Here is a 26,653-nt window from a genome sequence, read left to right as displayed (position 1 = left end):
AGATTACGAGACGTAATTATCAAAATATAGAATAACCTTAATAATTAAACACAAAATTATGAAAAATTTAGCACAAAGCAAGTATAGTTCTGCCTTAGAAACGGTAAGAAATCTAAAAGCAAAGTACGGAAATAGTTGGAACGCAATACATCCTGAAAGTGCAGCTAGAATGGTTGCTCAAAATCGTTTAAAAACAGGATTAGATATCGCTAAATACACAGCTGCAATTATGCGTGAAGATATGGCTGCTTATGATGCAGATCATACAAACTATACACAATCATTAGGTTGCTGGCATGGATTTGTTGCGCAACAAAAAATGATTGCTGTAAAAAAACACCATAAAACTACAAGTAAAAGATATTTATACCTTTCTGGTTGGATGGTTGCTGCTTTACGTTCAGAATTTGGACCATTACCAGACCAATCAATGCATGAAAAAACTGCTGTGCCTAGTTTAATTGAAGAAATCTACGACTTTTTACGTCAAGCAGATGCTATAGAACTAAATGATTTATTTAGAAGACTTGAAAATGGAGAAGATGTGCAAGATCAAATTGATAATTTTGAAACACATATAGTGCCTATTATTGCAGATATAGATGCAGGTTTTGGTAATGAAGAGGCTACTTATTTATTATCTAAAAAAATGATACAAGCAGGTGCTTGTGCTATTCAAATTGAAAATCAGGTGTCTGATGCGAAACAATGTGGTCATCAAGACGGAAAAGTAACCGTTCCTCATGAAGATTTTATAGCTAAACTAAACGCTGTACGTTATGCGTTTTTAGAATTAGGTGTAGATGACGGAATTATTGTAGCTAGAACAGACTCTGAAGGTGCTGGTTTAACACAAAAGCTTCCAGTTAGTCAAGAGCCAGGAGATTTAGCTTCGCAATATTTAGCTTTTGTTGAAGCAGAAGAAATTGCTATTGAAGAAGCTAGAGAAGATGATGTATTACTTAAAAGAGAAGGTAAATTAGTGCGTCCTGTACGTTTACCAAACGGATTGTATAAATTTAAAGCAGGAACAAACATAGATCGCGTTGTTTTAGATTGTGTAACTAGTTTACAAAATGGTGCAGATTTATTATGGATTGAAACACCAACACCTAACGTAAAACAAATTGCACATATGGTAAACCGTATTAAAGAAATTGTGCCTAACGCTAAATTGGTATATAATAATTCGCCTTCATTTAATTGGACATTAAATTTCCGTAATCAAGTATATGAAGAAATGCTTGCAGAAGGAATGGATATGACTGCTTATGATAAAACAAATTTAATGGATGCACAATATGATGCTACAGAGTTATGTTATCGAGCAGACCAAAAAATAAAAACATTTCAATTAGATGGCGCAAAAGAAGCTGGAATTTTCCATCATTTAATAACTTTACCAACTTATCATACTACAGCGTTACATATGAATGATTTAACCAAAGGTTATTTTGGTGAAGATGGTATGTTAGCTTATGTTAAAGAAGTACAGCGTCAAGAAATTAGAAAAGGGGTTTCTTGTGTAAAACACCAAAGAATGGCTGGATCTGATCTTGGTGATGACCATAAAACGTTCTTTGCAGGTGAAAAAGCACTAAAAGCAGGAGGTGAAAAAAACACTTCTAATCAATTTGAAATGAAACAAAAAGAGCAAGAGCGTGAGCTAGCTTTAGATAAATAATTTTAAAAAAAGGCAACATCTTAGTGTGTTGCCTTTTTTAAATAACACATACTATAAAATGAAAGGAAGAAAGTTATTAATGATTCCTGGTCCTATTGAGTTTGAACCAGATGTATTACAGGCAATGTCTATGGCAACTACAAGCCATGTTGCTCCAGATTTTATTGAAGCTTTTGGTAATAGTTTAGAGTGCATGCGAAAGGTTTGGAAATCTCCAGCAGGTCAGCCTTTTATTGTTGCAGGTACAGGAACGTTAGCAATGGATATGGCTATTGTAAACCTTATAGAACCTGCAGATAATGTATTAGTAATTTCTTCGGGATATTTTGGTAAAAGATTTGAAGACATTTTATCTCGTTATGGTGCAAATACCACTGTTTTAGAAGCTGGTGTTGGTGAAGCGGTATCTTTAGATGCTATTGAAGAAGCTTTAAAAACCAAGCCATACAAAGCTTTAACCATGACACATGTAGATACTTCTACAGGTGTATTGCTAGATCCAAAACCAATAGCAAAATTGGCTAAAAAATATAATGTGTTAAGTATTTTAGATGGTGTGTGCTCGGTTGCAGGAGAAGAGTTACAGCAGGATAAATGGGAAATAGATGTGGTATTAACAGCATCTCAAAAAGCCGTTGGTGTTCCTCCAGGTCTTGCGCTTTTAATGGTTTCTGAAAGAGCAATGCAAGTTTGGGAAAACAGAAAAACGCCTGTGTGTAATTATTATGCAGATTTTAGTAATTGGTTACCTATAATGAAGGCTTATGAAGCACGTAAACCTTCGTATTTTGGTACTCCAGCAGTAAATTTAGTTATAGCTTTAGAAACAAGTTTAAAGATTATTTGTAATGAAGGTATAGATAATCGTATAAAAAGACATCAACAATTAGCAAGTGCATTTAGAGCAGCAATAGAAGCTTTGCATCTTGATATTTTACCAAAATCAAACAAATTAGCAGCCAATACCTTGACTGCTGTTTTTTATCCAAAAGGAATAGATGGTGCTGCATTGCGTAGCAAAATTGCTCAAAGCAATGTTATTATTGCAGGAGGATTGCTTTCAGATATAAAAAACTCCTATTTTAGAATTGGTCATATGGGTTCTGTATCTGCAAATGATCTTTTAGCAGTATTAGGTGCTTTAGAGCGTGCGTTGATAGAATTAGAACATCCTGTTGCGTACGGAAAAAGTTTAGAGGTTTTTCAACAAGAGCTTTTAAAAAATAGTTAGTTATGTTCTTGAATTACAACACAAGTATTAATGTACAGAAATGGCATTAAATAAATGCGGAACTTAATGTTGTTGCTTTAATGCTTAACGTTGTTTTAGAACAAAAAACGCTTCCGTTTATGAAAGCGTTTTTTTTATGTTTATAACGGATATTCCATTTTAATATCACAGCGTAAATACGGACAATTAGGTTCTACAGGTACTTCAATAAAACCAAATTTTCTATATATATAAATGGCATTTTCTAGCTTTTTACTAGAGTAGAGTAGTAGTCTTTTAAAATTTTGGTCTTTGGCATAATCTAAACAGTGCTGCATTAATTTTTGTCCGATTTTAAATCCTCTAAATTCTGGAGAAACAGCCATTTTAGTAAGTTCAAAAGTGCCTTTTTCTTGCATTGGCATTAAAGCCACTGTGCCAACCACTTTGTTTTCTAATAAGGCAAAGAAGATAAAGCCTCCTTTGTGTATAATGTATTTTTCTGGGTTGCTTAAAACCTCTTCATCATAAGGCTCTACTACAAAGTATTTTTTTAACCATTCTATATTTAAGGTATAGAAATCTTTAGCGTATTCTTTGTGAAACGTAATGATTTTAATCTTCATTTGCTCTTATAAAATCGGTTACTAAATAAGTAATTAATTTACCAACCTGAGTTTGGGTTTCAGGTATTGGTGCAGCTTCACAAATATGTAAATAGGTTGCGTTTTTGTGATTGGCAAAATTATAAACAAAACGTCTGGCTTTATTTACAGAAAATCCGCTTGGTGTCATTGCGCTACTTGGTATATTTTCAATAGCATCACAATCTATTTCTATACCAAAAGGTTTGTCTGCAACATGCGCTAAAGCACGTTTTATTTCTGTTTTATGCTTTCGTTTTTTTCTAATTACTATATCTTCAAAAGTATTGTAATCTATTGTTTTTAGTTTTTTTAGAGTATTTAAAATGTTTTGCGAAGTATAATTTTCATGCAAGCCAAAAACAAAATAGTTTTTTAAAAATCCTTCCGCGAAAGCGTAACTAAATCCGTTACCACTATGTCTTCCTTCTTCTTCTCTAAAATCTGTATGAGCATCAAAATTTACAGCATTAATAGAGGTGTTTAAGGCTAGTGAGGTACCTTTAATATTGCCATATGCGTTATTATGACCTCCACCAATAATAATGGGTTTCTTTCCTGCTTTTACAATATCATGTACCAAACTCACTACGTGTTTGTCTATTTTAGAAACTATTTTTCTAGCTTTTGCTATATCTTTTTTCTTAGTTTGATCTAAAAGGTTCTTTTTTTCTTGTTCCTCATTAAAATCTAAATGGCCAAGAACAAGTACTTTTTTAGCAAAGGTATTTGCGTTGCTTTGTATATTTAACAAAATTTTAAGTGTAGTCTCAAAAGCGCTGTAAGTTCCTGGTTTTCCTTGGTTTGCAAAAACACCAACGTCTTCAGGTAGTCCTATTATTACATAAGTAACATCTAAATTTTTAAGTTGTTCGTATATATTGGAAACAGAGGTTAACATAGTGATATGTTCTCCAAATTTAGATTCATTTGATCTTTTGGTTAGTAAGCTATTTAGTGTAGTCTTGTTAAATAAAACTAATTTATCCATGTGCTAAAAATAGGTTTTTTTGAGTAACTAAAAGTACATTTTTTACTCTAAATAAGTATAAACTAATAATTAAATAAATATATTTGGTGAAACATTACGCTCTAAATTTAACCTTTAAAATGAGTAATTATGACAGACAAAAAAAGTAATATAGGATTAAAAGTAGCTTTAGGTATAGCATTGGCTTTATTTTTAGGAACTGGATTTTACACTTCTCAATTATATCAAGAAAAAAAAGAGAATGAAGAAAATCTTGTAAAAGAAAAGCAAATGGTTATGAATGACTTGAGTAACATGGCCAAGCAATACGATATTGCCATTGAAGAAAATGATATTTCAAATGAAAAATTGATTGAAGCTAAAGAACGTATTCAAAGTTTAATGGATTCTTTAAAAGTTTCTGAAAATAATATAGCTAGCTTATGGAAATACAAGCAAAAATACTTGTCTTTACAAAAGGAAATGGATGTGCTTTTAGTTGAAAATGATAGATTAAAAGTAGAAAACCAATTGTTGGCAACATCTTTAGATAGTACTAAAGTTAGACTAGAACAACGTACTATGTTTACAGATTCTTTATTAGTACAAAATACAGCATTGGCAGAAGTTGTTGAAACAGCTGCTGTTTTAAATACAGTTGGCTTAAAAGGTTATGGTGTTATTGAGCGTAGTTCAGGAAAACTTATTCCTACAGAAAGAGCTAGACGTGTAGATAAAATTAGAGTATGCTATACTGTTGCTAAAAATAGCTTAGTACAAGCAGGAGACCAAGAATTATTTGTACAAGTAATAGACCCAAATAACAATACTTTAGGTGAGAATGCTCAAATACAATTTGATGATAAAACCTTAAATTATAGTGTTATTAGTAAGTTTAATTATGAAAACAACTCTTTAGATGTTTGTGAGTTTGTAGAAGCAAGAGGTGATGATGATTTTGTAAAAGGACTTTATACTATAAATGTTTTTAATCAAACTGAATTAGTTTCTTCTAATGAGTTTACATTAAAATAAGATATAACATAATATATAAAAAGCCTGAAACTGTTATAGTTTCAGGCTTTTTTATTTACTAGTAAAAGATCTAGTTTGTTACTGGAAAACTATAGGTTTTATTCTAGAATGTTACCATTAATAAGTACTGTGTCTATATGGTTTTCGCCAAAAGCGTAAGGTAAATAGTTGTAACTAGGTACAGGGTTTGTAATAATTAAATTTGCTTTTTTACCTCTTGTAATGCTTCCGTATTGTTTAGAAATTCCCATAGCGTAAGCAGCATTTATAGTTGCTGCATTAATGGCTTCTTCAGGAGTCATTTTCATTTTTATACAAGCTGTGCTAACCACAAAATTCATATTACCACTAGGTGTTGTTCCTGGATTATAGTCTGATGCTAAAGCTAATGGTAATCCTGCATCAATAATTTTTCTAGCAGGAGTGTAAGGAATACTTATAAAATAGGAACACGAAGGTAAAGCTACTGCTATTGTGTTACTGTTTTTTAAAGCTTCAATATCTTCATCTTTTAATTCTTCTAAGTGATCAACAGAAAGTGCATTGTGTTTTACACCTAAAGCTATACCACCAAAGGCATTAAATTGGTTTACATGAATTTTAGGAGTGAGGCCATGTTTTTTTCCTTCTGTAAGTAAACGGTCTGTGTCTTCTAAGCTAAAGTATCCTTTTTCGCAAAAAATATCTATATAATGTGCTAAATGTTCCTTTTCTATCTTAGGTAACATATCATTAATAATTAGGTCTAAATAGCCTTTTTTATTGTCTTTATATGCTTTAGGTAAGGCGTGTGCTCCTAAAAACGTAGCCTTTACTTTAAGAGGAAATTCTTTCTTTATTCTTTTAATTACACGAAGCATTTTTAGTTCTGCTTCTGTAGTTAATCCGTATCCAGATTTAATTTCTATAGCTCCAGTACCAAGTTTCATTACTTGTTTTACTCGTTTTATAGACTGTTGGTATAGATCTTCTTCGCTAGTGTTTTGAAGGTTTTCTGCAGAATTTAAAATTCCGCCACCACGATTTGCAATTTCTTCATAACTTAAACCATTAATTCTGTCTACAAACTCTTGCTCTCTGTTGCCAGCATATACAATGTGTGTATGTGAGTCACACCAAGTAGGAAGTACTATTTTACCTGTAGCATCAATTACTTGATCTGCTTCTAAAGTAGTTAAGTCTTGCATGCTACCATACTCTATAATAGTATCGTGTTCTATAAGTAAGTATGCTTTTTTAATAGTTGGAAGTGTTTTCATATTGCTTCCAGATACTTTTAAAACATTAGTATCTCTAACTTGAAGCAACTCTTTTATATTTGTAATTAATGTAGTCATAGGTTATTTTATTGCGTATAAATTTAGGAAAATAAAAAAGCGTTGACAATTTGCCAACGCTTTAAATTTTATAAATCAATACAATGTATTGTAAATTATTGTTTTACAAATTTGTATGCAGAATTGTAGTTGTTAAACTTAATAATATATACACCATTGTTAAGTTTTGAAACATCTAGTGCTTGATTTTGGTTTACAGTTGCATTTAAAACTTGTTTACCTAAAACGTTATAAACAGAAACATTTAAATCTTCAGTGATGTTTCCTTTAAAATATAAACTGTTTGTTGTTGGGTTTGGGTAAATGGTTAGTTCTTGAATAGAATTATTTTGAGTACTAAGTGTTGTTAGTTTGTTTTCAAACCAATTAAGGTGGTTGTTTTGGTAATCAACGGTTGCGATATCTAAATCTCCATCATTGTCGAAATCGTTAATTGTTTTAGCAAAAACTTGATGTTGTGAATTATCTATAGAAATTTCTGGTAGTAGAGCTCCTGAAGAATTACTTTTAAACCAAACTAAATCATCTAGTGCTGTTCCTCCATTAGAAACAACAATATCATTATATGTGTCATTGTCTAAATCTGCAGCAGTTGCAGTTCCAGGGTTAGCCATTGAAGTTGAGATTATAGTCTGTGTATAAGTGCCAGAAACGTCCTTGTTATACCATGCCACTTCTCCGTAATCATCTGTAACTAATATGTCTAAAACACCATCATCATTTACGTCTGCAAAAGAAACATCAAATAAGTATGTATTACCAGTAGTAGAAACCGAATTTATATCTTGTGTAAATGCTCCAGTTCCATCATTATAAAAAACTTCTACAACACCAGCTGCCCATGCAGACGTGGCAACTACAACATCTAAATCGGTATCTCCATCAAAATCTTTTAAATCTAAATCACCAGGTTCTGTTAAGGTGGATGTAATTGTTTGTTCTGAACCAAACACTCCAGATCCATTATTAGAAAACCAAACAACTTTGTTGTCTGAGTATGCAACTATAGCAACATCTATTGTTGTACCAGCGTCAATAGTACCTGTAACAATAGATCCAGCTCCTGCAACAGTATTTGAAATTATTTGTTCTGTACCGAATCCTCCAGTTCCATTGTTTTCAAACCAAACAAGTTTACCTCCATTAAACGAAGTAGCTATTATATCATTATTGCCATCATTATTTAAGTCAGCAATTTTAACTCCAGAAACTTGAGTTAGTGTAGTAGATATTAGTGTTTGCATTGAAAATGTTTTATCGCCATTATTTTTGTACCATTCTACAGTATTACCAGCTAAAGTTCCAATAATGATATCTGCATAAGCGTCTCCATCAATATGACCAGAATCCATTACATAAGGATTAGCTCCTGTATTAGCATTAATAGTAGCTTTTGGTTCAAAAGTGGTTTGGGCAAGGCCTATTGCGCTTATAGAAAGTAATGATAAACAAGTAAGTAGTTTTTTTCTCATATTTGGTTTGTTTAATAAAGTAAGCGCTTAGGTTTAAAGCGCTTACTTAAAGGTTAAGTTTGTTTTATTATTAATTAATGAACTAGTGTTTTTTATTTTAGGCCTCCAACCATGTTTTCTGGTTTTACCCAAGCATCATAATCTTCTGCAGTTACATAGCCAAGGTTGATAGCTTCTTCTTTAAGCGTAGTACCATTTTTGTGTGCTGTATTTGCAATTTCGGCAGCTTTATAATATCCTATTTTGGTATTTAAAGCAGTTACAAGCATTAAAGAGTTATTTAGTAATTCTTTAATAACAGTATGGTTAGGTGCAATACCTGCAGCACAATTTTCTTCAAAACTTCTACATGCATCACCAATTAGTTGTGCAGATTGTAACACATTAGCAGCCATCATTGGTTTAAATACATTTAACTCATAATGTCCTTGAGTACCACCAACAGTAACAGCAACATCATTACCCATTACTTGTGCACAAACCATAGTTAAAGCTTCGCATTGTGTTGGGTTTACTTTTCCAGGCATAATAGAACTTCCAGGTTCGTTTGCAGGAATAATGATTTCGCCAATACCTGAACGAGGACCAGAAGCCATCATACGTATATCATTAGCAATTTTGTTTAAAGAAACAGCTAATTGTTTTAAAGCTCCATGCGTTTCTACTAAAGCATCATGCGCAGCAAGTGCTTCAAATTTGTTTGGTGCTGTAATAAATGGTAAACCTGTAAATTCTGCAATAAATTCACTTACACGTTTAGCATATCCTTTTGGTGTATTTAAACCTGTACCTACTGCTGTACCACCAAGAGCAAGTTCGCTTAAATGCTCTAAAGTGCTATTTAAAGCTTTTAGCCCATGATCTAATTGCGATACATAACCAGAAAATTCTTGACCAAGTGTAAGAGGAGTAGCATCCATTAAGTGGGTTCTTCCAATTTTAACAACGTCTTTAAATTCTTCTGATTTCTTCTTTAAAGTATCACGTAATTGTGTTACACCAGGAATAGTGTTTTCTACTATTTTCTTGTATGCAGCAATATGCATTCCTGTAGGAAAGGTGTCATTAGAAGATTGCGATTTGTTTACATCGTCATTTGGTTGAATGGTTTTTTCACCTTCACCAATAACTTTTCCAGCAATTTGGTGTGCTCTATTAGCAATAACCTCATTTACGTTCATGTTACTTTGTGTACCAGAACCGGTTTGCCAAATTACTAAAGGAAATTGATCATCATGTTTTCCTTCTAGTATTTCATCACAAACTTGTGCAATAAGATCTCTTTTTTCAATAGCTAAAACACCTAACTCGCAGTTAGTATATGCTGCAGCTTTTTTTAAATAAGCAAAACCATAAACAATTTCTAAAGGCATAGATGCAGCTGCACCAATTTTAAAATTGTTTCTTGAGCGTTCTGTTTGCGCTCCCCAAAGCTTGTCTGCGGGAACATTAACGTTACCCATTGTATCTTTTTCTATTCTATATTCCATAATATTGCTGATAAATTTAACCTTGCAAATTTACATATTTATGGCTTATTTTTAGATTTATTTTTGTGATTATTTGTAAGAATATTATTGGATTTTCGAAAAATGAATGAGAATAATGCCTGCTAGAAAAAAGGAGCACTAACTCTGGTACACAAAACAATGCGGAAAATAATTATTCCATTTCAAGAGTAATAATAAACCTTCAAGAAACACTTAATAGCATGCCGAGACTTTATAGATCACTACTTTAAGAGAAAAAAAGCCCTAGACTTAATCTTCTAAGTGCCATTAGGCTGCTACTTTTTCTTTGGTAATTTCGTTAACAACTAAGGAAATGGCACCATCACCAGTAACATTACAAGCAGTACCAAAACTGTCCATTGCAATATATAATGCTATCATTAAGCCTAACATTTCTTCGTTGAAACCTAGCATAGATTGCAAGATTCCGATAGCTGCCATAATTGCTCCTCCAGGTACTCCAGGAGCTGCAATCATCGCGATACCTAGCACAAAAATAAATCCAGCAAATAGTGTGAAATCAAAAGGAATTCCATGCAAAATCATAAGTGCCATAGCACAAGCAGTAATTTTCATAATACTACCAGAGAGATGAATAGTAGCACTTAAGGGAATAACAAAGCCAGCTATTTTTTCTGAAACGCCATTTTTTAAAGCCTGCTTCAAGGTAACCGGAATAGTAGCTGCCGAAGATTGTGTTCCTAATGCTGTGAAATAGGCAGGCATCATAGTTGCTAATAATTTTAATGGGTTCTTTTTAGTTAGAATTCCAGCAATAGTATATTGAAGCATTAGTAATAAAATGTGTAATGCAAAAATGACTCCAATTATACTAATAAATATAGATAGGATGGAGAATACTTTCCCGCTAAAAGACATGCTTACAAATATGCCTAAAATAAATAGTGGTAATAATGGTACTATTACATTTTCTATTAATTGCATAATAATTTTCTGAAAATCTTTTACTACCAATTTTAAGCTAGATTTCTCCTGTGCGGCCAGCCCTAAACCAATTACAAAAGCCAGTACTAAAGAAGTCATAACATCTAATGCAGGAGGAATATTGATAGTAAAATAAGGTAATAATTCAGGGCTAGAATCAGAAATCTGAGCAGCATCATTAACATGAGATTCTAAAAGTATTGGGAATATATTAGAAGCCGTAAAATAAGTCATAAACCCAGAGAATAAGGTCGAGCCATAGGCAATACCTGCAGTAAGTAATAATAATTTACCAGCACCTTTTCCTAAATCGGAAATGGCAGGCATTATTAAACCCATGATAATTAACGGAATTGCGAAATTTAAAAACTGTCCAAAAAACGTATTGAAAGTTGTAAATACGCGATTTATAGATTCTGGTAAATACTGTCCGAAAACAATTCCTAAAACTATTGCCAGAAAAACTTTAAATAGTAAGTTTGAAAATAGGGACTTCATAAGTATATGCTAATTAATTTAAAACTTCAGTTGTTTATTTTTAAGCTCGCAAATATACAACGAATCTTAGTACAGCTCATTTTATAATGCTTTTTTTTAAGTATTATAATTGGATTTGGTTAGCTGGTTGATTTTGGATCGTATTTTAAAAAGAACATTATTTTTATATATTGAAATTTAAGAAATAACTCAAAAAATAAATCCTAATAACTCTGTTAATAATTCTACATTTTCTATTGCATAAAAAAACACTTTACTTTATATTTGCATTATTATAATAAATAAGACACCAAAAAATTATGTTCGAATTTGATCAATATTTAGGCTTTTTAGCATTCTTAACCATTTTAACTATAGGTTTCTGGTTAATGATATTTTTATTAACTTTTGTTATTCCTTATTGGATTGGTGGTTCTTTAATGGAGTTTTTAAAAGAAAAGAGAGACGAGAAAAAAGCTGCGCGTAACGCATAAGCTTTATTTAATATATAAAAAAGGGAAACACATTGTGTTTCCTTTTTTTTTGTTTTGTATACTTTGTAATACAATGAATGTTTTAAAATAGGTAATAAAAAAAGCTCCTCTCTTAAAAAAAAGAGAGGAGCTTTTATATTTTTTAGTTTGTGTAAACTAAATATTATCCTTCAAATTCTTCATCTCCACCATTTGATCTTGTTCCTCTGTCTTTTTTCTTAGGTTGATTAAATCTATATGTAAAAGAAAGGTTGAAGCTACGTTCTCTCCATTGAAACTCACTAGTACTATAAAAAGTATCTGTGTTAGTATCCATGATACGTTTTCTAGAGTTAAATACATCGCTAACGTTAAAAGCTATTGATGCTTTTTCATTAAATAAATCTTTACTAAATGCTACATTGGCAGAAAAAACGCCTTCACGTTTGTTTTGTGCGTCTTGAGTAGGTCCGCTGTAATTCATACTTGTTTGCCATTCTATATCAGCAGGTAGTGTGTATTTGGTGTTTAATCTTGCGTACCAACTTGTATTTTCGTTTCCTAAATCATCTCCATTAGGATCTACTCCTTCGGTTTTAGATTTAAAAACATTAAAGTTTGCACTTGTATTAAATTTACGGGTAGGTTTGTACATAAGTGTAAACTCAAAACCATATCTATCTTCACTAGCAAGGTTAATTGGTGTTCTTTGTATAACAGATACTTGTTCACCATCAACATCTACTGTTTCTCCAGTATCAAAGCTTACAAAGTTAAAAACGTCTGTTGCATGTTGGTAGTATGCCGAAGTGTTAAGAGTTACTTTTCCAAAACGGTTAATATACCCAAGATCAAAAGTACCAGAATAGCTAGGGTCTAAATCAGGATTTCCTTGAAAAACACTAGATACACTTGAACGAGAAGGGAATGGGTTGATAAAACGTGAGCGAGGTCTACGTAAACGTCTGCTGTACCCTAAAGTTAGGCTTTCTGCGTCTGATAATTCATAATTTAAATTTACTGTAGGAAATAAACCTGTATAGTCTTTTTTGCTAAAATCACCACTTGAAGGTTGGTCAATAGTAATTCTAGTATTCTCCATACGTAAACCTAATAAGTATGAAAACTTACCGTGTTTACTTCCGTATTGTGTATAGAAAGCATTGATATATTCTTTGTAGTTTAAAACATTAGATAAGCTATTATCTACATAAAACGTATTGGTATCATCTAAAAATTCTACTACGTAGTCTGTAGTAAGGTTGTTAAAATTACCACGATAACCTAATTCAAATTGCGCATTTTCGCCAATTGGTAATACGTAATCTCCTTGTAATAAAATACGTTCTTGATCTTCAAGCGTACCTACTTTTTCACTTAATATATCATTTACTTCTACTAGAGAGTTTTCATCTTCTGTGCTGTCTTCGTATTGAAAATCAAATGTAAGCTTGTGTCCACTAGTTTTAAAATTTTTAGTGAAGTTAGCAGCATATTGTATGGTTTTGTCATCTTCTAATTCTGGATCAAAACGAGAGCTAGAGCTAGTTAATGCATTATTAATGTCATATTGAAGTAAATTATTTGTAGTATTACTTTCATTATTGTTATCACTATAAAAAATAGAAGTGGTTAATGATGCAGAATCATTAATGTACCATTCTACACCAAGATTTGTGTTGAATCCTTTTCTAATTCTGTCATAATCTTTAGTTTCTTCAATACTAGTTCCAGAATCTTTATAAGTTGTGTTGGTATAAGAATTTCCAGGTACTTCTCTATAATTATAAGCAGTGGTATTAAATATATTTACATTTCCTGTTCTGTAGTTTATATTTCCAGATATTCCAGCGGAAGGATTATAACCTGCATTTGCAGTTATTGCTCCGTTTAATCCTTGTAACTTACTTCTTCTTAAAATAATATTTAAAATACCTGCAGTACCTTCAGAGTCATATCTTGCAGAAGGAGAAGTAATAACCTCTACTTTTTCAATAGATTCTGCTGGTAATTGACGCAATGCATCTGTAGAGTTTAAACCTACTAAACCTGAAGGTTTTCCGTTAATTAAAATACGTACATTTTCTTGTCCACGAAGCGATACGTTACCTTCAACATCTACAGCTACAGAAGGTACGTTGTCAAGAACATCACTAACAGTACCACCACGAACCGTAAGGTCTTTACCAACGTTATATATTTTTTTGTCTAATTTTATTTCTACTGTAGTACGCTCTGCAATAATTTGTACTTCGCCTAGAGACTCTGCATCTTCGCTAAGGAAAATCTTACCTAAATTAGTGTCTTTGTTTAAACTTTTGTTTGCTATAGTTTTTGTGCCAAAACCTATAAATTCTACAGAAACATCATAAACACCTGCAGAAACAGGAATATTAAAGTTTCCTTTTTGATCTGTGATACCACCTGTAACCATTCTGTTTTCCTTTTTACTAAAAAAGGCAACAGTTGCATATTCTAAGGGTTGTAGAGTTTCTTGCTCTAAAATAGTTCCTGTAATTCTTACTTCTTTTTGTGCGAAAGAATTTAAGGAGAAAAATAAAATGCATAAAAATGCAAATAATTGTTTAGTCATAATTAGTTTTTTGCTTAGGACAGCAAATGTAAAGCAAGGTTTAAATGGGTTTGGTTAAAAGTTTGTTAAAGAAATTTTTTTAACTTTTAAAAGAGGTAAAACAGCATTTTAACAGTGTCTTATAATCTTTTATTTTTTTAAGAGTAGTGTAAGTGTTTAATAAGTAGTGATTTATACTTGAGTGCTAAAGAAGAGTATAGAGAAGTATAATAAGTTTAAAATGGGCAAAAAACAAAAAAGTTTCAAAACGTTTTAGTTTTGAAACTTTTAAAATTAGCTAGCAAGAAGGCTTAATATTTTTTCTGGAGGATTGCAAATGGCTGCTTTATCTCCATTTATTACTATTGGTATTCTTATAAGAGTAGGAAACTCTGTCATCATTTTTATGTATTCAATATCTTCAAAATCGTCAACATCAGTGACTAGATCTTGATAATGGTCTTTCCAAATAGACGCATCTGTTCTAATTAATTGAATAGGTTTAATATTTAAAAGCTTAACAATTCTTTTTAATTTTCTTTCTGTTAAGGGGTTGTCAATATGTCTAATTACTTTATGTCTTTTTTTGATTTTCTTTAAAATATTTAGACACTCAATTGAATCTGAAGATTCAGGGTTGTGATAAATTAAAATCATAGGTTAACTTTTGTTTGGGGATTGTTTGGGGATTGTTTGGGGTTATGTTATTAAATCTAATATTTTTTCTGGAGGACGACCAATAACTGCTTTATCTCCTTTAATAACAATAGGTCTTTCTATTAATTTGGGGTATTTAGCCATAGCATCAATAATTTGGGTGTTTGATAACGTTTTGCCTTTATAGTTTTCTTTCCAAATTGCTTCGCTTTTTCTAATTAAATCTATCGGGTTGATATTTAGTAGGTTGATGATTTTTTTTAGCTCTGCAGAATCCGGAACGCTTTCAAGATAGTTAATTATTTCAAATTTTTGACCAGAATTTTTTAAAATTTCTAGTCCGCTTCGAGATTTACTACATCTATTATTATGGTATATGGTAATCATATAGTTGTAATTATAAATTATTATTGTCTGTTGTTTGTTGTCCCATCATCATTAAATATGCTTTTAAAAAGCCAGCAATATCACCATCTAAAACGGCATCTACATTACCTGTTTCATGAGCAGATCTTACATCTTTTACTAATTTATAAGGATGCATTACATAATTTCTTATTTGGCTTCCCCATTCAATTTTCATTTTTCCTGCTTCTATGTCTTCACGTTGCGACATTTGTTTTTGTAATTCAATTTCATACAATTGCGATTTTAGCATTTGCATTGCTCTAGCGCGATTATCATGTTGAGAACGCGTTTCTGAGCAAGATATTTGAATTCCTGTAGGTTTATGTGTTAATTGTACTTTGGTTTCTACTTTATTTACGTTTTGTCCTCCAGCACCACTAGATCTAGCGGTAACAATTTCTATATCTGCAGGATTAATTTCAATTTCAATAGTATCATCTACCAAAGGGTACACATATACAGAGGCAAAACTAGTATGGCGTTTTGCATTACTATCAAAAGGAGATATACGTACTAATCGATGTACACCATTTTCCCCTTTAAGCCAACCAAAAGCAAAGTCTCCTTCAATTTCTAGAGTTACTGTTTTAATTCCAGCAACATCACCTTCTTGGTAATTGAGCTCTTTAACTTTAAAGCCATTTTTTTCGGCATACATTAAATACATACGCATGAGCATACTTGCCCAATCGCAACTTTCTGTTCCTCCAGCACCAGCAGTAATTTGTAAAACAGCACTAAGGCTGTCTCCTTCTTCAGAAAGCATGTTTTTAAACTCTAAATCTTCAATAACACTCGTTGCTTTTTCAAACCTGGTTTCTACATCTTCCAAAGAAGCTTCGTCTTCTTTATAGAATTCATAGATTACCTCAAGATCTTCAACTAAGGTTTTTGCAGTATCAAAATCGGTTACCCATTTTTTCTTTTCTCTAAGGGATTTCATTACCAATTCTGCAGCTTTTGAGTCATTCCAGAAGTTAGGGTCAAAAGTTTGTTCTTCTTCGTTTTGTATTTCTATTAACTTGGCATCTAAGTCAAAGATATTGTCTTAGCGAACCTAGACGTGTGTTAAGATCTTTAATTTGATCTGTAGTTATCATATGGAAGTAAATTTTTTAACAAAAATAAAATTTAATACTGTGTCGTAAAATATAATTTCATTTAATTTTACAGGAGTTATTAAATAGATATACCATGTTAATAGATTTAAGAAGTGATACCGTTACCAAACCAACAAAAGGAATGTTAAATGCCATGATGAATGCTTCTGTTGGTGATGATGTGTATAAAGAAGATCCTACTGTTAATGCTTTAGAACAACGTATAGCAGAAATGTTTGGTAAACCCAAAGCATTGTTTTTTCCTACAGGTACTATGGCAAACCAAACTGCCATTAAATTACATACAAATCCTGGTGATCAAGTAATTTGTGATAAATATGCCCATATTTTTAATTACGAAGGAGGAGGAGCTAGTTTTAATAGTGGTGTATCTTGTAAACTAATAAATGGACATAGAGGAATGTTTACAGCGCAAGATGTGGTAGATAGTATAAATCCTCCAGATTTTTACCATAGTCCTTTAACTAAATTGGTTGAGATAGAAAATACTACCAATAAAGGAGGAGGAGCTTGTTGGGATTTTAAAGAGCTTCAACAAATTAAAGAAATTTGTACAACTAATGCACTAGGTTTTCATTTAGATGGAGCAAGACTATGGAATGCTTTAGTAGCCAAAAAAGAAAGTACGGAACAATATGGAAACTTATTTGATACCATTTCTGTTTGTTTAAGTAAAGGATTGGGTTGTCCAATAGGTTCTGTATTGGTAGGAGATGAAGCAGTAATGGAAGGCGCAATGCGAATTAGAAAAATTTTTGGAGGAGCTATGCGACAAGTTGGTTATTTGGCAGCAGCAGGAATATATGCTTTAGATAATCATGTAGAAAGATTAGAAGAAGATCATGCAAAGGCTAAAGAATTAGCCCAAGTTTTAACCAAAGCTTCTTTTGTTAAAAAAGTGGAACCTGTTGAAACTAATATAGTAATCTTTGAGCTGCAGGAAGATGTAGATTCAAATGCATTTATTTCTAATTTTGAAGCACAAGGTGTCTTATTTGTAGGAATGGGAGATAATAAGCTAAGGTTAGTTACGCATTTAGATTATACAAACAATATGCATAATAGTGTTGTAAGCTTACTGCAAAAACATTAATTTAACGTCTAATAATCAATTGTTTATGTTTTTTAGTCAAGGTTTCGTCGGGTAAATTTGTAGTTTATCGAAATGTTAAAGAGTTCTTAATTTTTTATTTAATAAAAGTTTGATAAGTTTTAATTTTGTTTGAAATTAGTGACTATTAGTTAGTTAGTAGTTTCTGAAGATTACATAATTAAATTAATAGTTTAACCATTAAATTATATTAAAATGAAAAAAACCTTACTAACAATTTTATCTTTTGTAGTCTGCGTAGCTGCAGTTGCACAAGATTTACCAACAAATCCTGAACCCGGAAAATGTTACGTTCGATGCGTAACACCAGATGTTTGGGTAAATCAAGACGTAACGATACAGGTATCTCCAGCGTACAAAAAATTAAGTACAGTACCTGCAACGTATACTACAGTAAACGAAGAAGTAGTAGTAGCAAATGCAAGTCAAAGACTTGAAGTAATACCAGCGGTATATGAAACACAAACTTTTGAAGTAATTGTTCAAGAAGCTTCACAACGTTTAGAAAAAATACCTTCTAGAACAGAAACAGAAACAGAAACAGTAGTTGTTAAAGAAGCTTCACAACGTTTAGAAGTGGTTCCTGCTGTTTATGAAACACAAACTTTTGAAGTGGTTACACAACCAGCTAGTCAAAGATTAGAAATGGTACCAGCAGTTTATGAAAATCAAGACGTTACTGTGGTAACTCAAGAAGCTGCACAACGTTTAGAAGTTATACCTGCAGAATATGGAACAGAAACAAGAACCTATAAAAAGAGAGAGTATGGTACTTCTTTAAAAATAGTTCCTGCAAGTTTTGCTTCTAACTATCAAGTTATTGAAGTTAAGCCAGCAACTGCTAAATGGGAAATGAGTGATACACCAGCGGCAGAATGTGCTTCTAGTGATCCTAATGATTGTAGATACTGGTGTTATAAGAGTGTACCTGCTCAAAACATTACTATAAACACTACAGAATTAACAGCAGATGCTTCTTTTATTAGAACTCCAGATTGTGATACATCTACATCTAGTGATGGTTGTGGTATGGCAACATACACAGTAAAAACGGTTGTTAAGCCTGCAACTACTAGAGTAATTGATATTCCTGCTGTAACTACAAATGTTAAGAAAACAGTAATGGTAACTCCTCCAACTACTAGAGTGATTGAAATTCCTCAAAAAGTTAAAACAATGGAAAGAGTGGTGATGGTAACTCCTCCAACAACAAGAGTTATTGAAATTCCTCAAGAAACAAAAACAGTTACTAAAACAATTATTATTCCTGAAACTACAAAAGTTGTTTCTATTCCTGCAGTAACAAAAACAATGAAGCGTACTGTAATGGTAACTCCTCCAACTACAAGAGCTATCGATATTCCTCAAAAAACTGCTACTTTAAAGAAAACAGTTTTAGCTGAAGATTCTAAAGTGGTAGAAAGTACTGTTCCTGCAATTACAAAAACAGTATCTAAAGAGGTGTTACAAACAAAAGGTGGTTTAACAACTTGGAAAGAAGTAGATTGTAAATTAGTAGAGTATAATGACCTTAATATAAACTGGAACTTAGGTTCTGCTACATTAACTCCTGCTGCTAAAGCTGAAATTGATGCAAAATTATTACCTGCTATTGCTGGTGGTGTTTCTGTTGAAATTGCTTCACATACAGATTCTAGAGGTTCTAAAGCAAGTAATCTTTCTTTATCACAAAGAAGAGCGCAAGCGGTAACGAATTACTTAATCTCTAAAGGAATCAATTCTTCAAGAATTGTATCTAATGGATATGGGGAAACTAGATTATTAAATAGATGTGCTGATGGTGTTTCTTGTACAGAAAGAGAACACTTAGCAAACAGAAGAACGCAATTTAGAGTAATTAATCAAGAGTAATTACTAGATTTTTCTAACATATAAAAGGAAGCCGAAAGGCTTCCTTTTTTTGTTTGTTATACTTTGTATGTTGTACCTTATTGATATATAAATTCTTACAAAACAACGATGAAATGCAAATATTTGCGTTAAAATACATGTTTTTCTTTTTTTAGTTAACTTTTAGTTATAAGTTCGTGTAAATAATAGTTAATGTGCTGCTTGTTAGACTAGCAAAAGCAATACTTATTATTAACTAAACTAAAACTAGATTATGAAACGCCTACTAATTTTTTTAATGCTTTTTGCATTTGTTTTTTCGTTACAAGCACAAAGTGCAAAATCTGAAATATTAAAATCAAACAAACACCAAGGTTTAAAAACAGATGGAATTGTACAACCTTATCTTAATGATTTTTTAGAACTATGTAAAAAGTACAATATAGACTTTCATGATAAGTTGTTTAAGCTAAAAGAAATTGCTGTTGTAGATTCGCTTCAGGTAAACACCAAAGGAGGTACACTTGGTTTACTTGTTAGAGATGAAAATAAAGAAGTAGAAAAAATTGTATTTAGTTGGATGACACTTTTAGATAAGGAAATTTTAAAAGTAGTTGCCTTTCATGAGTTTGGCCATTACTTTTTAGGATATAAGCATACTTGTGGAGATTGTAATGTAATTATGGCAGAAGTAAACACTAGCTATTTTGATATTGTTAAAGACTGGGAGCATCAGGTAGAAAAATTGTTTATAGAATCACCAGAATACAATAAAAAGGTAAATTACTATGCAGAAAATTAAAAAGTATAAAACCAAAAAGGTATAAAACAAAAAAGGAAGCTATATAAGCTTCCTTTTTTTTTATAAAACATAAGTTTATTTAAACATATCCATTCCAGGAATGTTTGGCATTCCTTCTTTAGCAACAGCTCCAACTTCAGCTTCATGTATTTGTGTAGCTTTTGCAATGGCTTTATTTAAAGTAAGTATTAAATAATCTTCTAGCTGTTCTTTGTCTTCTAGCAGTTCGTCTTCAATAGTAATAGATTTAATTTCTCTATTAGCAGTTAAAGTAACTTTTAGCTTGCTATCATGACTTTGTTCATCTACTAAAACAGTGTCTAAGCGTTTTTTAGTTTCTTCTACTTTTTTCTGGGTTTCTTTAATTTTACCCATCATTCCCATAAGGTCTCCAAACATAATTGTATTATTTAAATTGTAAATTAAATCCTGACAATTTTTGTCAAGGTTTTTATGTGATATTGTGTTTTCCGAGAAATCGGAAAATCTAAAACTTTAATGTTTTTTTAAAATATTTGTTCCCTGCAAAACTATTTAAATTTTATACTTTTGAAAAATAATTTTAGAATTTATAATTTCCTTTGAAAAAAACATTTCATCCTCCAGTAGCTAAACAAATTCCAGAAAAACTTTTAGCGCATAAAGACCTAAGAATTGATAATTATTTTTGGCTTAAAAATAGAGAAGACCAAGAGGTTTTAGATTATTTAAACGCAGAAAACAAGTATACCAAAGAAGTTTTAGCTCATACAGAACCATTTCAAGAAACTCTTTTTAAAGAAATGAAGGCTAGAATTAAAGAAGATGATACTTCTGTACCATATAAATTAAATGGCTATTGGTATATTACTAAATATGAAAAAGGGAAAGATTACCCAATTTATACACGTAAAAAGGAAACATTAGATGCTCCTGAAGAGTTGTTGTTTGATTGTAACCAAATGGCAAAAGATTTTAGCTACTTTAAAATAGGAGGAATAGCCATAAGTCCTGATAATACGATGGCAGCTTTTTCAACAGATACAGTAAGTAGAAGACAATACAACATTAAGATTAAAAACTTAGTTACTGGCCAAATATATACCGAAGAAATAAAAAATACTACAGGAGGTATTACTTGGGCAAATGATAATAAAACCTTGTTTTATACAAGAAAAGACGAAGTGACACTGCGTTCTTACAAAGTTTTTAAACACAAACTACACACAAAAGTAGAAGAAGATGTGGAGGTTTTTCATGAAAAAGATGAAACGTTCAACACCTTTGTTTATAAAACAAAATCTAAAAAATATCTGGTTATAGGTTCTTCAAGTACGTTAACATCAGAGTATCAAATATTAAATGCAGATAATCCTGACGGAAATTTTAAAGTCTTTCAAAAAAGAGAAAGAGAGCTTGATTACGCAATAGCACATTATAAAGATAGTTTTTTCATTATTTCTAATAAGGATAAAGCGGTAAACTTTAAGCTTCAAAAAACATCAGAAACACAAACCGAAAAAGAATATTGGCAAGATGTAATTCCGCACAGAAAAGATGTATTATTAGAAGATATTGAAATATTTAAAGACTATTTGGTAGTTAGCGAAAGAGAAAATGGGTTAAACAAAATTAGAATAATAAGTTGGAATGGAGAAGAAGACTATTTCTTGCCATTTAATAACGAAACCTATACCGCAAACACCGGAAATAATCCCGATTTTGATAGCGATGTTTTAAGATATAGTTATAATTCACTTACTACACCAAGCTCAGTAATTGATTATAATTTTAAAACAAAAACCAAAGAAGTAAAAAAAGTGCAAGAAGTTTTAGGAGGCACTTTTAATGAAGACAATTATACCTCAAAACGTATTTGGGCAACAGCTAGAGATGGAGTTAAAATTCCTATTTCATTAGTGTATAAAAAAGGAATACAATTAGATGGTAAAAACCCCTTATTGCAATACGCCTATGGTTCTTACGGTTCAACGATTGATCCATATTTTTCAACCATTAGATTAAGTTTATTAGATAGAGGTTTTATTTTTGCAATAGCACATGTTAGAGGAGGAGAGTATTTAGGACGAGATTGGTATGAAACAGGTAAACTAAAACAAAAGAAAAATACCTTTTATGATTTTATAGACTGTTCTAAATTTTTAATTGAACAAAAATATACTTCCAACGCACATTTATATGCTAATGGAGGATCTGCAGGAGGATTGTTAATGGGTGTAATAGCTAATTTAAACCCAGAATTATATAATGGTATAATAGCAGCAGTACCATTTGTAGACGTTGTTACTACTATGTTAGATGATACTATTCCTTTAACAACAGGAGAATATGATGAATGGGGAAATCCTAATGAAAAAGAATTTTATGAGTACATGCTTTCTTATTCTCCTTATGACAATGTTGCAAAACAAGAATACCCTAATATGTTAGTCACAACTGGTTTACATGATTCTCAAGTACAATATTGGGAACCTGCAAAATGGGTAGCAAAACTAAGAGAATTAAAGAAAGATAATAATAAATTATTGTTACATACAGACATGGAATCGGGTCATGGTGGCGCTTCAGGAAGGTTTGAAACCTTAAAAGAAGTGGCATTAGAATACGCTTTTTTATTAGATTTAGAAGGAATTCATGAATAATAAAAATTTTTACGTATTTTTGCTCAGTTTATGTTACTTCTTGTAACAGAATAAAACGTATTTATGGCACAAAAAAATCAAGTATTTGATAACGTTTTAGATTTAGTAGGTAATACACCTTTAATTAAACTAAATACTATTACAGCTCCTTTTAAAGGTGAATTTTACGCAAAAGTAGAAGCTTTTAATCCAGGACACTCATCTAAAGACAGAGTAGCATTATATATAATTGAGCAAGCAGAAAGGCAGGGAATTTTAAAACCTGGAGATACCATTATAGAAACCACATCTGGTAACACAGGATTTAGTATTGCAATGGTAAGTATCATTAAAGGATACGATTGTATTTTAGCAGTAAGCTCAAAATCTTCTGCAGATAAAATTAGCATGCTAAAAACAATGGGAGCAAAGGTATATGTTTGCCCTGCACATGTAAGAGCAGATGATCCTAGGTCTTATTATGAAGTAGCAAAACGTTTACATAGCGAAATAAAAGGCTCTGTATACATTAACCAATATTTTAACCAGTTAAATATAGATGCACATTATAATTCTACTGGTCCAGAAATTTGGGAACAAACAGAAGGGAAAATTACACATTTAGTAGCTTGTAGTGGTACAGGAGGAACAATTTCTGGTACTGCTAGATACTTAAAAGAGCAAAACCCTAATGTAAAAGTAATAGGTGTAGATGCTTTTGGATCTGTAATTAAAAAATATCATGAAACTAGAGAGTTTGATGAAAAAGAAATTTATCCTTACCGAATAGAAGGATTAGGTAAAAACTTAATACCTACAGCAACAGATTTTGATGCAATTGATACTTTTGTTAAAGTAACAGATGAAGAAAGTGCACACTCAGCAAGACACGTTGCAAAAACCGAAGGTTTATTTGTAGGTTATACTTCAGGAGCAGCAATGCAAGCCGTGAAACAACTAGAAGAAGCCGGAGAATTTGATGAAAATTCAAGAGTGGTTATCATCTTTCCAGATCATGGTTCACGATATATGAGTAAAATATATAGTGATAAATGGATGACAGATCAAGGCTTTTTTGATAGTGTAAATGAAGTAGAAGCCGAAAGCATACAGTACATAAAATAATAAAAATGCACATAATTAAGATAGAAAGTTTCCGCAAAGAAACTTTTTGTCTTTTTATAGTTAATAATAGTATATAAAAATATTGTGTTTAGTTCGTAGAAATAATTAGTTTTGTGCAACTAAACTAAGATTGATAGCAGATGAAAGATTTATTTGAAAAAATTTACAAGGATAAAGGTCCGTTAGGGAAATGGGCAGAACAAGCAGAAGGTTATTTTGTTTTTCCTAAACTTGAAGGAGTGATTTCTAACAGGATGAAGTTTCAAGGAAAAGATGTAATAACGTGGAGTATCAATGATTACTTAGGTTTAGCAAATAACCCAGAAGTACGTAAAGTAGATGCACAAGCAGCTGCAGATTACGGTTCAGCTTACCCAATGGGAGCACGTATGATGTCTGGTCATACCGAATTACACGAACAATTACAAAATGAATTAGCAGCCTTTGTAAATAAAGAATCTGCATATTTATTAAACTTTGGTTACCAAGGTATGGTTTCTACCATTGACGCTTTAGTAGCTAAAGATGATATTATTGTTTATGATGTTGATGCACACGCATGTATTATTGATGGTGTACGTTTACACATGGGAAAACGCTTTACTTACAAGCACAACAACATTGAAAGTTTAGAAAAAAACTTAGAAAGAGCTACTAAAATGGCAGAACAAACAGGAGGAGGTATTCTTGTTATTTCTGAAGGTGTTTTTGGTATGCGTGGTGAGCAAGGTAGATTAAAAGAAATTGTAGAGCTTAAAAAGAAATTTAATTTCCGTTTGTTTGTAGATGATGCTCATGGTTTTGGTACACTTGGTAAAACAGGTGCAGGAACAGGAGAAGAGCAAGGTGTACAAGACGATATAGATGTTTATTTTGCAACTTTTGCAAAATCTATGGCAAGTACAGGAGCATTTATTGCTGCAGATAAAGAGATTATAGATTATTTAAAATATAATTTACGTTCTCAAATGTTTGCTAAATCTTTACAAATGCAACTAGTAGTAGGAGCATTAAAACGTTTAGATATGTTACGCTCTATGCCAGAATTAAAGCAAAATTTATGGAAAATAGTGAATGCTTTACAATCTGGATTAAAAGAACGTGGTTTTGATATTGGTACAACACAAAGTTGTGTAACTCCTGTTTACTTAAACGGAAGCATTCCTGAAGCAATGGCACTAGTTAAAGACTTAAGAGAAAATTATGGTATTTTCTGTTCTATTGTAGTGTATCCTGTAATACCAAAAGGATTAATATTATTACGTATGATTCCTACAGCAACACACACTCTTGAAGATGTAGCAGAAACATTAGATGCTTTTGATGCTATTAGAGATCGTTTAACTAACGGAACTTACAAACGTATGTCTGCTGCTTTAATGAAAGCAATGGGAGAATAAAAATACGTACAGTATATAAATTAAAAAAGGTTGCATATTTTATGCAACCTTTTTTGTTTGTATCACTATTTTATTGTTTTCTAAGTCTGTGGTAAAAAATAAATAGATATCTCCACCATCTTTAATTTTATGTTTTTTTCTAATCTGTTCTACACTTTCAGGAAAATTACGTGTGGCAATATTGGCTTTTGTATAGCCTTCTTTTTTTAATAGCTTTTTATTGTAAGGCATTATTTTTTCAATTTTAAAAGCTCTACCAGGAAAATCTATTAAACTATCTTTTGTGTATAAATGAGAGTGTTGGTGTAGTTTAAAAACGTGTAATTGGTTTGCTATAGTATGAAAGGCACCAGATTTCATTATAGCAGCATTAGGCTCATATAAATAGGCTAGTGGTGTACTGTAATTACTAGTAGCAGTGCTTTCTTCTTGTAATTGAAAAGCAAAGGTTTCGGTTGTATTTTTTTTAAGATTGCAAGTTTCTATAGTTACAGGTTTAGTATAGTCTTTTTTTAAAGTCCATAGTAATTCTTTTACTTCGTTATTAACAGCTACTATATGTATTGATTTAACGTGTTGTAACTCTTTTAAACCAATGCTTATATCTAATAAAGGCGACGTTTTTATTAAAACGTTATTGGCTTTATTAAACAATAATTCTAAGTGTGCTGGTACATTAGGTAAACAGTCTTTTAAAAAGAATACCTTGCCTTTGCTATCATGTCTTCTAGAAGGATCTATATAAATCCAATCAAAAGTAGCATCAGTAGCTTTTAAATATTCTAAACCGTCTTGCGCAATGGTAGTTATATTAGTAACTTGTAGTTGTTTGTAATTATGTGTAACTATTTGTGATAGCTGCTCATTAATTTCGCAATGCGTGACTTGTTTAAAGTGTTTTGAAAAATAGAAGCAATCTACACCAAATCCGCCTGTAAGGTCTATAATAGTGTTTCCTTGTACTAAGCTTGCTTTATATTTTGCAGTAGTTTCAGAAGAAGTTTGCTCTATATTAAGTTTGTTAGGATAGTATATTGCTTCGGTTGAAAACCAAGTTTGAAGCTTTGTTTTACAGCGTTTTTTAGCTTCTAATTGTTCAATAACTTCTTTGGCTTCAACGCTATCAAAAGCAATTCCTTTTAATAATAAAGAAGCAACATTAGCATCTAAATTAGTATTTATAAACTCCTGAATCTTGGTATGTAAAATGTTTGTATTCAAAAAAAA

General features: G+C 31.6%; 22 protein-coding genes. 10 read left to right on the top strand and 12 right to left on the bottom strand.

Annotated features, from left to right (window positions below; translation table 11 throughout):
- Positions 1–58: 58 nt before the first annotated feature.
- Both ACFSSB_RS04950 and ACFSSB_RS04945 read left to right on the top strand, forming a co-directional pair.
- On the top strand, positions 59–1,684 hold the full coding sequence (locus tag ACFSSB_RS04950) for an isocitrate lyase (protein ID WP_379901602.1): 1,626 nt from the start codon (positions 59–61) through the stop codon (positions 1,682–1,684).
- 58 nt (positions 1,685–1,742) lie between these two features.
- Positions 1,743–2,915, top strand: a complete 1,173-nt coding sequence (locus tag ACFSSB_RS04945; RefSeq protein ID WP_379901600.1) for a pyridoxal-phosphate-dependent aminotransferase family protein — start codon at positions 1,743–1,745, stop codon at positions 2,913–2,915.
- Positions 2,916–3,055: 140 nt separating this feature from the next.
- On the opposite strand, the gene ACFSSB_RS04940 is transcribed toward ACFSSB_RS04945, so the two are convergent.
- The gene (locus ACFSSB_RS04940; RefSeq protein ID WP_379901598.1) at positions 3,056–3,520 is read right to left on the bottom strand and encodes a GNAT family N-acetyltransferase; all 465 of its coding nucleotides are present in this window, start codon (positions 3,518–3,520) and stop codon (positions 3,056–3,058) included.
- Complete coding sequence (locus tag ACFSSB_RS04935; protein ID WP_379901596.1) at positions 3,510–4,529, bottom strand: formimidoylglutamase; 1,020 nt, start codon at positions 4,527–4,529, stop codon at positions 3,510–3,512. Before ACFSSB_RS04935 ends, ACFSSB_RS04940 begins: the two co-directional genes overlap by 11 nt.
- 129 nt (positions 4,530–4,658) lie before the next feature.
- Between ACFSSB_RS04935 and ACFSSB_RS04930 the strand changes: the two genes are divergently transcribed.
- Complete coding sequence (locus ACFSSB_RS04930; RefSeq protein ID WP_379901594.1) at positions 4,659–5,543, top strand: chromosome partitioning protein ParA; 885 nt, start codon at positions 4,659–4,661, stop codon at positions 5,541–5,543.
- 98 nt (positions 5,544–5,641) lie between these two features.
- Here the strand turns inward: ACFSSB_RS04930 and hutI are convergent, their stop codons facing one another.
- The 4 genes from hutI to ACFSSB_RS04910 form a co-directional block, all read right to left on the bottom strand.
- Positions 5,642–6,880 (bottom strand): imidazolonepropionase, encoded by a 1,239-nt coding sequence (gene hutI / locus ACFSSB_RS04925; RefSeq protein WP_379901592.1) that lies wholly within the window; start codon positions 6,878–6,880, stop codon positions 5,642–5,644.
- A gap of 95 nt (positions 6,881–6,975) precedes the next feature.
- The gene (locus ACFSSB_RS04920; protein ID WP_379901590.1) at positions 6,976–8,352 is read right to left on the bottom strand and encodes a T9SS type A sorting domain-containing protein; all 1,377 of its coding nucleotides are present in this window, start codon (positions 8,350–8,352) and stop codon (positions 6,976–6,978) included.
- 92 nt (positions 8,353–8,444) lie between these two features.
- Positions 8,445–9,842 (bottom strand): class II fumarate hydratase, encoded by a 1,398-nt coding sequence (gene fumC, locus ACFSSB_RS04915; protein ID WP_379901588.1) that lies wholly within the window; start codon positions 9,840–9,842, stop codon positions 8,445–8,447.
- A 288-nt stretch (positions 9,843–10,130) separates the two neighbouring features.
- On the bottom strand, positions 10,131–11,306 hold the full coding sequence (locus ACFSSB_RS04910) for a dicarboxylate/amino acid:cation symporter (RefSeq protein WP_379901586.1): 1,176 nt from the start codon (positions 11,304–11,306) through the stop codon (positions 10,131–10,133).
- A 299-nt stretch (positions 11,307–11,605) separates the two neighbouring features.
- Between ACFSSB_RS04910 and ACFSSB_RS04905 the strand changes: the two genes are divergently transcribed.
- Entirely contained in the window at positions 11,606–11,779 is a 174-nt protein-coding gene (locus ACFSSB_RS04905) for a hypothetical protein (protein WP_215966329.1), read from the top strand.
- A gap of 163 nt (positions 11,780–11,942) precedes the next feature.
- Here ACFSSB_RS04905 and ACFSSB_RS04900 read toward each other — a convergent pair whose 3' ends face one another.
- The 4 genes from ACFSSB_RS04900 to prfB all read right to left on the bottom strand — a co-directional run bounded on the left by ACFSSB_RS04900 (position 11,943) and on the right by prfB (position 16,495).
- The gene (locus ACFSSB_RS04900) at positions 11,943–14,351 is read right to left on the bottom strand and encodes a TonB-dependent receptor domain-containing protein (protein ID WP_379901584.1); all 2,409 of its coding nucleotides are present in this window, start codon (positions 14,349–14,351) and stop codon (positions 11,943–11,945) included.
- A 273-nt stretch (positions 14,352–14,624) separates the two neighbouring features.
- On the bottom strand, positions 14,625–14,987 hold the full coding sequence (locus tag ACFSSB_RS04895; protein ID WP_379901582.1) for an ArsC/Spx/MgsR family protein: 363 nt from the start codon (positions 14,985–14,987) through the stop codon (positions 14,625–14,627).
- A gap of 42 nt (positions 14,988–15,029) precedes the next feature.
- A complete protein-coding gene (arsC, locus tag ACFSSB_RS04890; protein WP_379901580.1) occupies positions 15,030–15,374 on the bottom strand; it encodes an arsenate reductase (glutaredoxin) in 345 nt (114 codons plus the stop codon).
- Positions 15,375–15,384: 10 nt separating this feature from the next.
- A protein-coding gene (gene prfB / locus ACFSSB_RS04885) for a peptide chain release factor 2 (RefSeq protein ID WP_379901578.1) occupies positions 15,385–16,495 on the bottom strand; the annotation gives its coding sequence in 2 pieces (ribosomal slippage) (positions 15,385–16,431 and positions 16,433–16,495; 1,110 coding nt in all).
- Positions 16,496–16,589: 94 nt separating this feature from the next.
- On the opposite strand from prfB, the gene ACFSSB_RS04880 reads away from it, so the two are divergent.
- From ACFSSB_RS04880 to ACFSSB_RS04870, 3 genes are all read left to right on the top strand, one after another.
- Positions 16,590–17,609, top strand: coding sequence for a threonine aldolase family protein (locus ACFSSB_RS04880; protein ID WP_379901576.1), 1,020 nt, complete (start codon positions 16,590–16,592; stop codon positions 17,607–17,609).
- 213 nt (positions 17,610–17,822) lie between these two features.
- Positions 17,823–19,499, top strand: a complete 1,677-nt coding sequence (locus ACFSSB_RS04875) for an OmpA family protein (protein ID WP_379901574.1) — start codon at positions 17,823–17,825, stop codon at positions 19,497–19,499.
- A gap of 253 nt (positions 19,500–19,752) precedes the next feature.
- Positions 19,753–20,280 (top strand): hypothetical protein, encoded by a 528-nt coding sequence (locus ACFSSB_RS04870; RefSeq protein WP_379901572.1) that lies wholly within the window; start codon positions 19,753–19,755, stop codon positions 20,278–20,280.
- A gap of 75 nt (positions 20,281–20,355) precedes the next feature.
- On the opposite strand, the gene ACFSSB_RS04865 is transcribed toward ACFSSB_RS04870, so the two are convergent.
- Entirely contained in the window at positions 20,356–20,679 is a 324-nt protein-coding gene (locus tag ACFSSB_RS04865; RefSeq protein ID WP_379901570.1) for a YbaB/EbfC family nucleoid-associated protein, read from the bottom strand.
- A gap of 182 nt (positions 20,680–20,861) precedes the next feature.
- On the opposite strand from ACFSSB_RS04865, the gene ACFSSB_RS04860 reads away from it, so the two are divergent.
- From ACFSSB_RS04860 to ACFSSB_RS04850, 3 genes are all read left to right on the top strand, one after another.
- Positions 20,862–22,922: a S9 family peptidase gene (locus tag ACFSSB_RS04860; protein WP_379901568.1), complete on the top strand. Its 2,061-nt coding sequence runs from the start codon at positions 20,862–20,864 to the stop codon at positions 22,920–22,922.
- A 63-nt stretch (positions 22,923–22,985) separates the two neighbouring features.
- Entirely contained in the window at positions 22,986–24,026 is a 1,041-nt protein-coding gene (locus ACFSSB_RS04855; RefSeq protein ID WP_379901566.1) for a PLP-dependent cysteine synthase family protein, read from the top strand.
- A gap of 140 nt (positions 24,027–24,166) precedes the next feature.
- Positions 24,167–25,426 (top strand): aminotransferase class I/II-fold pyridoxal phosphate-dependent enzyme, encoded by a 1,260-nt coding sequence (locus tag ACFSSB_RS04850; protein WP_379901564.1) that lies wholly within the window; start codon positions 24,167–24,169, stop codon positions 25,424–25,426.
- Positions 25,427–25,465: 39 nt separating this feature from the next.
- On the opposite strand, the gene ACFSSB_RS04845 is transcribed toward ACFSSB_RS04850, so the two are convergent.
- Complete coding sequence (locus ACFSSB_RS04845) at positions 25,466–26,647, bottom strand: class I SAM-dependent methyltransferase (protein WP_379901562.1); 1,182 nt, start codon at positions 26,645–26,647, stop codon at positions 25,466–25,468.
- Positions 26,648–26,653: the final 6 nt, after the last annotated feature.

Source organism: Lacinutrix gracilariae, assembly GCF_042684485.1.
In the GTDB taxonomy this organism is placed as follows: Bacteria; Bacteroidota; Bacteroidia; order Flavobacteriales; family Flavobacteriaceae; genus Oceanihabitans; species Oceanihabitans gracilariae.
The sequence above is the reverse complement of the archived record's forward strand: the minus strand, read 5'-3'. Positions and strand labels throughout refer to the sequence as shown.